This is a genomic window from Haemophilus parainfluenzae (genome assembly GCF_014931275.1).
GTDB lineage: Bacteria > Pseudomonadota > Gammaproteobacteria > Enterobacterales > Pasteurellaceae > Haemophilus_D.
Genome location: NZ_CP063110.1, coordinates 1,603,283 through 1,615,410 on the forward strand (window position 1 = coordinate 1,603,283; position 12,128 = coordinate 1,615,410).

Below are 12,128 nucleotides of genomic sequence, written 5' to 3' on the forward strand. Positions count from 1 at the left end.
AAGTGCGGTTAAATTTGACCGCACTTTTTTTTCATCTCAATATAATAAAAAAAGGCAGATTTTACTCTGCCTTTTTATCAAATAATTACCATTGGTAACCGATGCTTCCGCCCCAGTTTACATCACTGCGGGTATTGATACTTGCACCAACTTTAATCGAAATTTTATTATTATCAGAATTTCGACCATAACCAACCGCTAATGCATTTTCGTTGCGATAACCACCAACACCAACAGAAACTAAGCTTTTACCCGCTTCATTTGGACGTTGTAAGAAAGAAATCGCTGTCGCACCTGCAATACCTGCACGTAAACGACGATCAACGTGATCAATTTTGTTGTCTAAACGATTGATGTTGTTATTAATGTTTTTCACTGCATTATCAACATAACGTTTATTTACTGCATCAGTTGGGTCTTTAGGATCGGCCACATTCACAATACGATTGTTGTGAACATCCAAGCCACCGTGTGCATGGACAGTACCGCCAACGTTAAGATCACCCGTTGTTGTGACATTTTTGAATGTCGGTGTGTCAGATACTGCAACACTTAACACTTTACCTTTTTTATGGGTTAATTTAATATTTTTACCCGCATCAAGTGTTAACTTATCCATTTTGGTTGCTGTAGATTGAACCGTTTCTTCTGTCACTTCATTTACAACAGTACCTTCAGATGCACTTGCAGTCACGTTAAATCCACGACCACCTGCATTTTTGATTTCATCTTTGGTTTTTTGTGAAAGATCTACTTTGTAATTGGTTACTGTGGTAACAGAAATACCATTTTTAACTTCTGTTTTTTCACCAACTGTTACTGTAACAGCATCAGAAGCTGCTTCAACAGAAGCTGAAGTGTCTTTTGCGTTAACCGTGTAAATCGTTTGATTATTCGCACCAGTTTCAGAAGTCACCTCTACATTCGTTCCAGCTTTTACTTCTGTTTTAGCTGCTGCAGCGGCTTTAGTAATATTGGTATTAAGCTCGTTCTTTGCTGCATATAATTGGCTACCATTCACAGCATCTTTACTATTTGCTGAAATTGTACCATTTGATACATTCGTGATTTTTTTATCACCTGCATTAATACCATCTTTATTGATCGTAACAGGCCCTACGGTGACATTATTAGCTTTAACACTATTAACATCAATATCATTTTTTAAATTTACTGTAATATTAGCAGCGTTATCACCGTCTGTAACAACCACTTCGGTATTCGTACCATTTACAAAATTCACTTTGCCATGGGTATTAATACGTGATGTTTCTTTACCATTGTTTTGAATGTTAAAGCCTGCATTGTAATAAGCTTGGTATAATTGGCTACCATTTACTGCGTCATTCGAAGTAGCGGTAATTCGACCTGCTCCTACATTTTGGATTTGACGAACAAGTTTTCCATCACCGACAGATACTGCACCTTTTTGAGTTGAAGAAGTACCATTGTAGTTAACTGTCGTGCCTGTTGCATTATCGTCAAAAGAAGATAAAGCTTTTGCTGTCTTATCAAAATCATTAGCCGCGCTGCTTGAATAAGAACCTAATGTCACAGAGTTTTCATGAGTACCTTTTGCTTGATTACCAATCACTACCGCACTAACCCCAGAGACGTTACTAGATGTACCAAGAGCAATAGCATTAACAGCAGAGGAATTACTATCTTTACCAACCGCAACGGCATTCATTGATGAAGCATTAGCATTAGAGCCAGATGACAATGCATCCACACCTGAAGCTTTAGATGCATAACCTAAAGCCATTGAACCTCTACCGCTAGCATCTGCACCGTTACCTAATGATGAAGCTCCTAAAGCACTCGCTTTAGCCCCATTACCTACAGCTGTCGAAACTACCCCACTTGCACTTGCTAGAGTACCTAAAGCTGTGGCACTTTGAGCGCCCGCATAAGAACGACGTCCTAATGCTGTAGATTCTCGTCCTTCGGTTACTGCAGCTGAGCCCACAGCAATAGAATTATCTGCTCTAGCCGATGCACCACGACCTAATGCAGTTGCACCCCATGCTGAAGCTGATGCACTATCACCAAAAGCAGAAGCACTTAGTGCGAGAGCTTTTGAGTTTCTACCAACAGCGGTTGCTAGAGCGCCTGTTGCATTTGCTGTTGCACCAAAGGCTGAAGCTGCTTCACCATCAGCATAAGATGCCGCCCCTACAGCAGTTTGGCTATTTCCACCCACTTTCTCATTAGAGGTTTTTGCCATTAAACCGATAGCAATTGCGTTTCCGCCTTTACCTGTTGATGCACGATCACCAATCGTCACGCCGTATTGAGAATTACCATTAGCTTTATCACCCAAAGTTACTGACCAACGTCCTGTATTTGTAGTATTACCACCAATTACTACGCTCTCAGTTGTTTCAGATTTAGCTTTATTACCTAAAACAACAGAATTCCCTGTTGTACCAGTTCCACCAAGAGCGCTCGCACCAATACCACCAACGATATTTCCCTGATCATTTGATACCACATTGGTTTCAGCCATTGCGGTTGTGCTTACACCCGCTAAAACTGCAGCTCCAATAATTACATTTAATGCTTTACGTTTGTCTATTTGAGATGATTTACCCACAGATTTGCTTAGTTCTGAAACAGCAATCCAGCATTGGTTTACTGTATTCCAAATAATTTTAAAAACATGATTCATAATAACCTTTCCTATAATCTAAAAATAACTAGTCAAGACAAACAAAATCTTGATTACGAATAAGTATAATACATAGTTCAGCAATTAACAGATAATTTACAAGATTTTACAAAAGCTGACAAAGAATAGTTTTTTATGGAGAAGTTAAATGTAATGCAAAGATAAATTAAAGATAAATTAATAACTTAAAACATATATAATTATATACTTATTCTGCTGATAAAAGTAAAAAAGGCCATAAATATGACCATTTTTTATATTGAATTACCACTTATTTAACGCTTCTTTATCGCTTTCTCTTGCTTCAATCCAGCGTTCACCTTGATTGGTTTGTTCTTTTTTCCAGAACGGCGCTTTGGATTTTAAAAAGTCCATAATAAATTCATTAGCATGGTAAGCATCGCCTCGGTGAGCAGAACTGATACCGACTAAAACAATTTCATCGCCAGTATGTAAAAGTCCCACACGATGAATCACTGACACTCGCTGGATATCCCAACGGGCTTTCGCCTGTTCTACAATTTCACGTAAGGCTTTTTCTGTCATCGCGGGATAATGTTCTAAGTATAAGCTGGATACCTCATCACCTAAATTAAGATCGCGTACTTTCCCCACAAAAATAACCGTTGCGCCAACTGAATGTTGCTCAGAAAGCCATTGGTAAACGGCATTTTGATTAAACGGTTGTTCTTGTACTGAAATTTGAATATCCGTCATTTAACCCCCTGTTACCGGTGGGAAAAATGCAATTTCATCCCCATTTTTGACCGCACTTTCTAATGGCATCAAGGTTTGATTAATGGCGACTAAAAGCTTCCCTTTTTCTAACGCTAACGCCCATCTATCACCTTTTTGAGCGAGATGTTCACGCACCGCTTCCGCTGTCGCAAAATCGCCTTCAAGCTGAATAGAATCGACGCCAATTAATTCACGAGTTTGAGCAAAAAATAAAACATTTAACATCTTATTTTTCCTCCGCAATAAAATGACCAGATTTTCCACCGCTCTTTTCTAACAGGCGAACGTGCTCAATTACCATGTCTTTTTGTACGGCTTTACACATATCGTAAATAGTTAAAGCTGCCACACTTGCAGCCGTTAATGCTTCCATTTCTACGCCGGTTTTTCCGGTTAATTTACAAAGAGATTGAATACGAACTTGATTGGTTTCAAGTAACGGTTCTAAATTCACTTCTACTTTAGAAAGTAATAAGGGGTGGCAAAGCGGGATAAGTTCCCAAGTACGTTTTGCTGCTTGAATACCTGCAATACGTGCTGTAGCAAATACATCACCTTTGTGATGTTTGCCTTCCACGATCATAGCAAGGGTTTCTTTTGACATGGTCACAATGGCTTCAGCACGAGCTTCACGAACGGTCTCTGCTTTCGCAGAAACATCCACCATATTGGCTTCACCTTGAGAATTGATATGCGTAAATGTAGTCATAATAAAATAAAGTGCGGTTAAAATATTGAATGTTTTACATGTGTGACGAAAGCAAAATAAGTGAACAGTAAAAGTCACCTATTTTCTTTTAGCCACCGATAGAGGCTAAATGATTTCTTACGCCACTATCACCGATATGCAAATAATGATGTTCACGCTTGCCTTGCAATGCAGAAAAAATACGTGCTTGCAAAATATCTTGCTGTTCATGGGATTGCAATAAATCACGTAATTCAATGCCTTCTTCGCCGAATAAACAGAGATGAAGTTTGCCCTTCGCTGATACTCTAAGACGATTACAGCTTGCGCAGAAATTCTTCTCATAAGGCATGATTAAGCCAATTTCGCCTGCATAATCAGGATGCGTGAATACTTTAGCTGGACCATCAGTATGGGATTTATGTTGTAATTGCCAACCGTTTTGCAGCAATTTATCCGCTAATACTTGCCCTGAAAGATGGAATTTATCAAAGAAACTATCCATTTCACCCGTTTGCATGAGTTCGATAAAGCGCATTTGAATTGGACGATCTTTCACCCAAACAAGGAATTGCTCAAACTCTTTGTCATTCAAATTTTTCATTAAAACTGAATTGACTTTAACTTTGTTATAGCCCACCTCAAATGCACGATCGATACCACGCATCACGTCATCAAATTTATTGATACCTGTAATTTGATGGAACATTTTAGGATCTAAGCTATCAACACTGACGTTAATAGACGTAATCCCTGCTTTCTTCCAATCTGCCACATCTTTTGCCATGCGATAGCCATTTGTCGTGACAGCTAATTGACGGATTCCATCAATATTAGCAATGCTTTCAGCAATAGAAATAAAATCTTTGCGTAAAGTCGGTTCGCCACCCGTTAAACGGATTTTCTCTGTGCCCATTTCAGCAAACGCTTGAGCAAGATGGGTAATTTCTTTTAAGGTTAAGAAACTTGGTTTGTTAGCTTCGGGTTGATAACCATCAGGTAAACAATAGGTACAACGAAAATTACACTGATCGGTAATCGACAGTCGTAGATAGTAATATTGGCGTTGGAAAGGATCGACTAAGCGAGACTCTCCTACGTTCTTGATAGGAATGGATTGCATTTTACACCTTTCTAAATATGGAGAGGATAAACCGTTTCCAGCGTATCCCTGAATAACGTACCGCGTTATTGGCTTGCCACCGTATTTCTTGTGAAACTTAGGCTAAACAAGCTCGGAGTTATGCGTTAAAAATAAATTGTGTTGGTATTGTAATAAAAGCAAGCGGTTAATAGCAATAATTTGGTAGAATAACCCGACTATATTGATAAAAATAACAGCATTAACTTATATAAAAAAATATATAACATTATTTTTTATAATTATTTATAGGTAAAAAAGGAAGAAAAATGTCTGATTTATCTCGTCACAGCCGTCATGAACATTTAGACGAAATCAAACATATTGTTGCCATTGGTGGTGGCCATGGATTAGGGCGTGTATTATCGGCGCTTAGTTTTATGAAAGAGCGTTTAACCGGTATAGTCACCACCACAGATAACGGCGGTTCAACTGGCCGAATTCGCCAAGAACGAGGTGGTATCGCATGGGGCGATCTACGTAATTGCTTAAACCAAATCATCATTGAGCCAAGCACGGCATCTGCATTATTTGAATACCGCTTTACCGGTGAAGGTGAACTTTCTGGGCATAATTTAGGCAATTTAATGCTCAAAGCTTTAGAAGATATGCATATTCGCCCTATTGAAGCCATTAACTTAATTCGTGAATTACTCAAGGTAAAATCTCACATTATTCCCATGTCAGAAGAACCTGTTCATCTTGCCGCGAGTTTAGGTTCCGGCTCCAGTATTGTGGGGGAAGTGAGCATTGATAATTTAACAGAATTACCCCAATCACTTTTCTTAGTACCGATGGTTAAAGCCGCACAAGAAGCCATCCAAGCATTGGAACAAGCGGAAGTCATTTTACTTGGTCCAGGAAGTTTCATGACGAGCATTATGCCTCCGCTATTGCTACCTGAATTAGCGACTGCCCTGCGTAATAGCAAAGCGAAAGTAATTTTTATTGATAATTTAGGGGTAGAAATTGGCGCTGCCTCTCAGCTTTCACTGGCTGATCGTATTCAGAAAATTAATGAAATTGTCGGTGAACCCGTTATTAATGGTGCAATTACCCCTTATCGCGAAAAAAGTGCGGTCGATTTGTCTGCGATTTCTTCCATTAAAATCTTAGCTAAACGCTTGAATGCGGATGATATTAGCTATCGTCATGACAGAACGTTACTTGCCAAAGCTATCGATGAATTAGTCGGTGAATTAGATTACGAATAAAAAAACCGCACGTTAAAGTGCGGTCACTTTTTGGCTTATTTTTTCCCGAAAACTCTTACATTCGTGAAACCATTTTCTTTTAAATAAAGCGCTTGCAGTTTACTCATCACGCCTCGCTCACAATAAAGCACATAATTTTTACTTTGATCTAATGAGCCGAATTGTGAAGATAATTTATAAAACGGCAATTGCATCACTTGATGCTCATCTAATTCAAATGGATTTTCATCTGTCTCTTCAGGGCTACGAATATCTAAAATAATATCATTTTCGCCAAGCACCGAAATGGTATCTACTTCCACTACTTCTTTTTCTGTTTCTTCTGCAATTTGGCGGATATCTAAATATTGTGCATTTTCAACCGCACTTTCCAACACGCCAAAATCAAAGTGATTTTCTTCTTCAAGAATTTTTTCACGTACCGCTTTAATCGTTGGATTTTTAGAAATCACTCCACAGAATTCCGGCATGGATTTAGCAATATCATCTGTGCCGATCTCTCTCGCCATCGCGATAATCTGTTCTTTATCATGAGTAATGAGTGGACGTAATACTAACGCATCAGATGCTTCATCAATTAAACGTAAATTGGTTAAAGTTTGGCTCGAAACTTGTCCGAGCGCCTCACCAGTAACGATCGCTTGAATATCAAAACGTTGTGCAACTTTACTTGCAGCTCGCACCATCATTCGTTTTAATACTACGCCCATTTGTCCGTTATCGACTTTCTCTAAAATCTCGCCCACTACACCTTCAAAAGGAATGGCAATAAAACGGACTTTATGTGATGAACTATAACGATTCCAAATATGGTAAGCCATTTGTTTCACGCCAATTTCATGGGCAGCACCACCTAAATTGAAGAAACAATAATGCACACGTGAACCACGGCGAATAAGCATATAACTAGATACACCTGAATCAAATCCACCTGAAATCAATGAAAGCACATCTTCTTGTGTCCCAATTGGATAACCACCAAGACCAACATGACGAGCTCTCACCAGCATCATTTTGTCATCTTCAATATCAATACGCACCGTCACATCAGGATTTTTTAAGCGTACTTTTGCACTTTCAATATGCTGATTTAAACCACCACCGATATAACGTTCTGCTTCAATGGAACTAAAATCATGTTTCCCTTTACGTTTTACGCGTACACAAAAGGTTTTGTTTTCTAGTTGAGCAGCGACATCCGCTAAGGTCAACTCAAAGATATGATGTAAATCGGTAAACGGTTTTTCTTCCACTTCTAAAAAATGATGAATCCCTGGAATGCGTTGTAAAAGCGCAATCAACTCTTCACGATTGGCTTCATTTTTTGACCGCACTTCGATGTAATCCCAATGACGAACAACCGCTGTTTCTTCATCATATTTCTGTAAAATATTGCGGATATTTGAAGTCAAAATTTTTGCGAAACGCTTACGCACGGTTTCGCTTTTAATCATAATTTCAGGAAAAAGTTTAACGATAAATTTCATAATAATCTGTGAATAATAAAAAATGGCCGTATTGTACGCTAAATTCCAGATCCCACAAAGTTCAAATTCTCACGAAAAACTGACCGCACTTTGAAATAAGTTTTTAACATCCCTATAAAAATCAAGTACAATACGGAGCAATTTATTCATCTGAAAAGGATAATTTAATGGCGCGTAAACCAGCAAATGCTGAACCTGATTTTGAAACAACACTTGCACAATTAGAAACAATTGTGACAAAACTTGAAAGCGGTGAATTACCATTGGAAGATGCGCTGAAAGAATTTGAGAACGGTATTAAATTGGCTCAACTTGGTCAAGAGCGCTTGCAACAAGCAGAACAACGTATTCAAATTTTGTTACAAAAAAGCGAAACCGCCCCATTAAGTGATTATCAAGGGGACGAGTAATCCATGAGTTATCAATTCGGCACTGAACTCAAACAAGTTCAAGATCGTATTAATCAGTTTTTAGCCAATCAATTTGAAGAAATTGACTCTTATAATGCCCCTTTGCGTGATGCCATGAAATATGGCTTATTACTAGGCGGCAAACGTGTTCGCCCTTTCCTTGTCTATGCAACGGGTAAAATGCTGGGTGCAGAAACAACAGCTTTAGATTACGCGGCAGCAGCCATTGAAGCTATCCATGCTTATTCTTTAATCCATGATGATTTGCCTGCCATGGACAACGATGAACTTCGTCGTGGTCAACCAACTTGTCATATTGCTTTTGATGAAGCTACTGCCATTTTAGCTGGCGATGCGTTACAAACTTTTGCCTTTGAAATTCTTACTGAAGCCCCTTCTCTTTCTGCAGAACAAAAATTGCAATTAGTGAAAGCCTTAGCTCAAGCATCTGGCGTACAAGGCATGTGTTTAGGGCAAAGTTTAGATTTAATTTCAGAACACAAACAAGTTAATTTAGCCGAATTAGAACTTATTCATCGCAACAAAACGGGTGCGTTGCTAACGGCCGCATTAAAACTGGGTTTTATCTGCTCTCCTCACTTTGAAAACAAAGAATTAGAGCAACAACTAGAACGTTATTCACAAGCTATTGGTTTAGCTTTCCAAGTACAAGATGACATTTTAGATATTGAAGGTGATAGTGCCGAAATCGGTAAACCGGTGGGATCTGATTTAGATTTAGATAAAAGCACTTATCCAAAGCTGTTAGGATTAGAGGGTGCGAAACAAAAAGCCCAAGAACTCTATCAAACTGCCTTACATGAATTAGACAATTTACCTTTTGATACCACTGCATTGCGTGCATTAGCTGAATTTATTGTCAATCGTAAAAGTTAATGGTGACAACACTGACTTTGATTTTTCAAAGTGCGGTCACTTTTTTCACATTTTAGGACTAACGAATATATGAACAACTATCCTCTTTTATCCTTAATTAATTCGCCGGAAGATTTGCGTCTTTTAAATAAAGATCAGCTTCCGCAACTTTGTCAGGAGTTACGGAGTTATCTGTTGGAATCCGTTAGTCAAACCAGTGGTCATTTAGCATCTGGTCTTGGTACCGTTGAATTAACGGTTGCACTACACTACATTTTTAAAACTCCTTTTGATCAATTAATTTGGGATGTGGGCCATCAAGCTTATCCACACAAAATTTTGACGGGGCGTCGAGATCAAATGTCCACCATTCGCCAAAAAGGCGGTATTCATCCCTTCCCTTGGCGTGAAGAAAGTGAATTCGATGTATTAAGTGTTGGTCACTCTTCTACTTCAATCAGTGCAGGACTAGGTATTGCTGTTGCGGCAGAACGTGAAAATGCAGGTCGAAAAACCGTTTGTGTGATTGGTGACGGTGCAATCACTGCGGGGATGGCATTTGAAGCCTTAAACCATGCGGGTTCTTTGCATACTGACATGTTGGTCATTTTAAATGACAATGAAATGTCGATTTCTGAAAATGTGGGAGCATTGAATAATCACCTTGCCCGCATTTTCTCTGGTTCATTATATTCAACAGTTCGGGATGGCAGCAAAAAAATCTTAGATAAGGTGCCGACCGTTAAAAACTTTATGAAGAAAACCGAAGAGCACATGAAAGGTGTGATGTTCTCGCCAGAAAGTACGCTTTTTGAAGAGCTCGGTTTTAACTATATTGGACCAATTGACGGGCATAATATTGATGAATTAATTGCTACTTTAAGCAATATGCGTGATCTCAAAGGGCCGCAATTCTTACATATCAAAACTAAAAAAGGAAAAGGTTACGAGCCGGCAGAAAAAGACCCAATTGGTTTCCATGGCGTACCAAAATTTGATCCAACAAGCGGCCAACTTCCTAAATCAAATGCTAAACCAACCTATTCAAAAATCTTCGGTGATTGGTTATGCGAAATGGCGGAACAAGACGATAAATTAGTCGGTATTACCCCTGCAATGCGTGAAGGTTCTGGCATGGTAGAATTTTCAGAACGATTCCCACAACAATACTTTGATGTAGCCATCGCTGAGCAACACGCTGTCACCTTTGCTGCCGGTCTTGCAATTGGTGGTTATAAACCTGTTGTAGCCATTTATTCTACCTTCTTACAACGTGCTTATGATCAACTTATTCACGATGTCGCCATTCAAAACTTACCTGTTCTCTTTGCCATCGATCGTGCAGGTATTGTAGGTGCTGATGGTCAAACTCACCAAGGTGCGTTTGATTTAAGTTTTATGCGCTGCATTCCGAATATAATCATTATGACACCAAGTGATGAAAATGAATGCCGCCAAATGCTTTATACTGGTTATAAATGTGGTAAACCTGCTGCGGTACGTTATCCGCGTGGAAATGCAATCGGCGTAGAATTAACCCCACTTGCTGAATTAGAAATTGGTCGTTCAAAAATGGTTCGTGAGGGTGAAAAAATCGCGATTCTGAATTTTGGTACACTCTTACCAGCTGCTTTATCTGTGGCAGAAAAACTCAATGCGACTGTTGTCGATATGCGCTTTGTGAAACCAATTGATGAAGCTCGTATTCTAGAAGTGGCGAATATACATGACGTCATTGTGACATTGGAAGAAAATGCGATTCAAGGTGGTGCTGGTTCTGCTGTTTCAGAAGTGCTAAATTCTCATGGAAAAACAACCGCACTTTTACAACTAGGTTTACCTGATATCTTCATTCCGCAAGGCACACAACAAGAAGCGCTTGCTGAAATTAAATTAGATGAAAAAGGAATTGAAGAGCAAATTATTGCCTTTATAAAGGGCTAAATTCGTTCATTTTCGTTTGATTTTGATATTTTTTAAATATTTTTTCAAAAATATCGAACTATTTCAAAAACACACAGTCTGATACATTGCTAGTGCACTGCATATTGCAGTTATCTTTTTGAAGTTTCTTATAATTAAGACCTCCCCGCTATTCAAGTTTTGAGTAGCGGTTTTTTCTTTTTTGGAGGTAATAAAAAAGGACGCTTTTCAGCGTCCTAATTTTTGAATCTAAACTTTAAAAATTAAAGTGCAGATTTTGCTTTTTCAACTAATGCAGCGAACGCTACTTTGTCGAATACAGCGATATCAGCAAGGATCTTACGGTCGATTTCAACAGACGCTTTTTTCAAGCCGTTGATAAATTTGCTGTAAGATAAACCATTTTGACGAGCCGCAGCGTTGATACGTGCAATCCATAATTGACGGAATTGACGTTTACGTTGACGACGGTCACGATATGCGTATTGACCAGCTTTGATCACCGCTTGGAAAGCAACGCGATACACGCGTGAACGTGCACCATAATAACCTTTAGCAGCCTTAAGAACTTTCTTATGGCGTGCTCTTGCAATAACACCACGTTTTACACGAGCCATTATTTAATCTCCTATGTAATATTTTAACTAATTTAACTAATCGTACGTTTTGCTTAAATAACGGCTTATGCGTATGGTAAGCAAGCTACTACTAAAACTTGGTCTGCTTTCGCAACCATTGATTTATGACGTAAATGACGTTTACGTTTAGTTGTCTTTTTAGTCAAAATATGACGTAAGTGAGATTGTTTACGTTTGAAACCGCCAGAAGCTGTTTTTTTGAAACGCTTAGCAGCACCACGTACTGTTTTAATTTTAGGCATTGTTAAAATAACTCCGCATTTTAAGTTAAACACATAATTAGGCGAATCCGAAGATTACTTGTAGGCACTAATTATTCCAATATGGCAAATTGAATTGCCC

Annotated in this window: 12 protein-coding genes and 1 riboswitch; of the genes, 4 read left to right on the top strand and 8 right to left on the bottom strand. The window is 38.8% G+C overall.

Features of this window, described 5'->3' with window-relative positions; genetic code table 11:
• Nucleotides 1-85: 85 nt before the first annotated feature.
• The 5 genes from INQ00_RS07780 to moaA form a co-directional block, all read right to left on the bottom strand.
• Complete coding sequence (locus INQ00_RS07780) at nucleotides 86-2,671, bottom strand: YadA-like family protein (protein ID WP_197546718.1); 2,586 nt, start codon at nucleotides 2,669-2,671, stop codon at nucleotides 86-88.
• Between the two features lie 264 nt (nucleotides 2,672-2,935).
• Nucleotides 2,936-3,388 (bottom strand): molybdopterin synthase catalytic subunit MoaE, encoded by a 453-nt coding sequence (moaE, locus tag INQ00_RS07785; protein WP_197546719.1) that lies wholly within the window; start codon nucleotides 3,386-3,388, stop codon nucleotides 2,936-2,938.
• Nucleotides 3,389-3,634: a molybdopterin synthase sulfur carrier subunit gene (gene moaD / locus INQ00_RS07790; protein WP_009499890.1), complete on the bottom strand. Its 246-nt coding sequence runs from the start codon at nucleotides 3,632-3,634 to the stop codon at nucleotides 3,389-3,391.
• Nucleotide 3,635: 1 nt separating this feature from the next.
• Nucleotides 3,636-4,118 (bottom strand): cyclic pyranopterin monophosphate synthase MoaC, encoded by a 483-nt coding sequence (gene moaC / locus INQ00_RS07795; RefSeq protein WP_005625811.1) that lies wholly within the window; start codon nucleotides 4,116-4,118, stop codon nucleotides 3,636-3,638.
• An 88-nt stretch (nucleotides 4,119-4,206) separates the two neighbouring features.
• On the bottom strand, nucleotides 4,207-5,220 hold the full coding sequence (gene moaA / locus INQ00_RS07800; RefSeq protein WP_049355725.1) for a GTP 3',8-cyclase MoaA: 1,014 nt from the start codon (nucleotides 5,218-5,220) through the stop codon (nucleotides 4,207-4,209).
• Nucleotides 5,209-5,350: riboswitch (molybdenum cofactor riboswitch) on the bottom strand. Its footprint overlaps the gene before it by 12 nt.
• A gap of 157 nt (nucleotides 5,351-5,507) precedes the next feature.
• On the opposite strand from moaA, the gene INQ00_RS07805 reads away from it, so the two are divergent.
• Nucleotides 5,508-6,452: a gluconeogenesis factor YvcK family protein gene (locus INQ00_RS07805; protein WP_197546720.1), complete on the top strand. Its 945-nt coding sequence runs from the start codon at nucleotides 5,508-5,510 to the stop codon at nucleotides 6,450-6,452.
• Nucleotides 6,453-6,487: 35 nt separating this feature from the next.
• Here INQ00_RS07805 and thiI read toward each other — a convergent pair whose 3' ends face one another.
• Nucleotides 6,488-7,939, bottom strand: a complete 1,452-nt coding sequence (gene thiI / locus INQ00_RS07810) for a tRNA uracil 4-sulfurtransferase ThiI (RefSeq protein ID WP_197546721.1) — start codon at nucleotides 7,937-7,939, stop codon at nucleotides 6,488-6,490.
• A 167-nt stretch (nucleotides 7,940-8,106) separates the two neighbouring features.
• On the opposite strand from thiI, the gene xseB reads away from it, so the two are divergent.
• The 3 genes from xseB to dxs all read left to right on the top strand — a co-directional run bounded on the left by xseB (nucleotide 8,107) and on the right by dxs (nucleotide 11,169).
• Nucleotides 8,107-8,349, top strand: a complete 243-nt coding sequence (gene xseB, locus INQ00_RS07815) for an exodeoxyribonuclease VII small subunit (protein WP_005696153.1) — start codon at nucleotides 8,107-8,109, stop codon at nucleotides 8,347-8,349.
• Between the two features lie 3 nt (nucleotides 8,350-8,352).
• Nucleotides 8,353-9,246, top strand: a complete 894-nt coding sequence (ispA, locus tag INQ00_RS07820; RefSeq protein ID WP_111327232.1) for a (2E,6E)-farnesyl diphosphate synthase — start codon at nucleotides 8,353-8,355, stop codon at nucleotides 9,244-9,246.
• Between the two features lie 69 nt (nucleotides 9,247-9,315).
• Nucleotides 9,316-11,169: a 1-deoxy-D-xylulose-5-phosphate synthase gene (gene dxs / locus INQ00_RS07825; protein WP_197546722.1), complete on the top strand. Its 1,854-nt coding sequence runs from the start codon at nucleotides 9,316-9,318 to the stop codon at nucleotides 11,167-11,169.
• Between the two features lie 242 nt (nucleotides 11,170-11,411).
• Here dxs and rplT read toward each other — a convergent pair whose 3' ends face one another.
• Entirely contained in the window at nucleotides 11,412-11,765 is a 354-nt protein-coding gene (gene rplT / locus INQ00_RS07830) for a 50S ribosomal protein L20 (RefSeq protein WP_005596075.1), read from the bottom strand.
• A 65-nt stretch (nucleotides 11,766-11,830) separates the two neighbouring features.
• Complete coding sequence (rpmI, locus tag INQ00_RS07835; RefSeq protein ID WP_005596065.1) at nucleotides 11,831-12,028, bottom strand: 50S ribosomal protein L35; 198 nt, start codon at nucleotides 12,026-12,028, stop codon at nucleotides 11,831-11,833.
• Nucleotides 12,029-12,128 lie beyond the last annotated feature (100 nt).

Excerpts from the sequence above, each read along its gene's own strand:
- rpmI (WP_005596065.1), bottom strand. The coding sequence starts at position 12,028 with ATGCCTAAAATTAAAACAGTACGTGGTGCTGCTAAGCGTTTCAAAAAA.
- dxs (WP_197546722.1), top strand. The coding sequence starts at position 9,316 with ATGAACAACTATCCTCTTTTATCCTTAATTAATTCGCCGGAAGATTTG.
- rplT (WP_005596075.1), bottom strand. The coding sequence starts at position 11,765 with ATGGCTCGTGTAAAACGTGGTGTTATTGCAAGAGCACGCCATAAGAAA.
- moaE (WP_197546719.1), bottom strand. The coding sequence starts at position 3,388 with ATGACGGATATTCAAATTTCAGTACAAGAACAACCGTTTAATCAAAAT.
- xseB (WP_005696153.1), top strand. The coding sequence starts at position 8,107 with ATGGCGCGTAAACCAGCAAATGCTGAACCTGATTTTGAAACAACACTT.
- INQ00_RS07780 (WP_197546718.1), bottom strand. The coding sequence starts at position 2,671 with ATGAATCATGTTTTTAAAATTATTTGGAATACAGTAAACCAATGCTGG.
- moaA (WP_049355725.1), bottom strand. The coding sequence starts at position 5,220 with ATGCAATCCATTCCTATCAAGAACGTAGGAGAGTCTCGCTTAGTCGAT.
- thiI (WP_197546721.1), bottom strand. The coding sequence starts at position 7,939 with ATGAAATTTATCGTTAAACTTTTTCCTGAAATTATGATTAAAAGCGAA.
- moaC (WP_005625811.1), bottom strand. The coding sequence starts at position 4,118 with ATGACTACATTTACGCATATCAATTCTCAAGGTGAAGCCAATATGGTG.
- ispA (WP_111327232.1), top strand. The coding sequence starts at position 8,353 with ATGAGTTATCAATTCGGCACTGAACTCAAACAAGTTCAAGATCGTATT.
- INQ00_RS07805 (WP_197546720.1), top strand. The coding sequence starts at position 5,508 with ATGTCTGATTTATCTCGTCACAGCCGTCATGAACATTTAGACGAAATC.
- moaD (WP_009499890.1), bottom strand. The coding sequence starts at position 3,634 with ATGTTAAATGTTTTATTTTTTGCTCAAACTCGTGAATTAATTGGCGTC.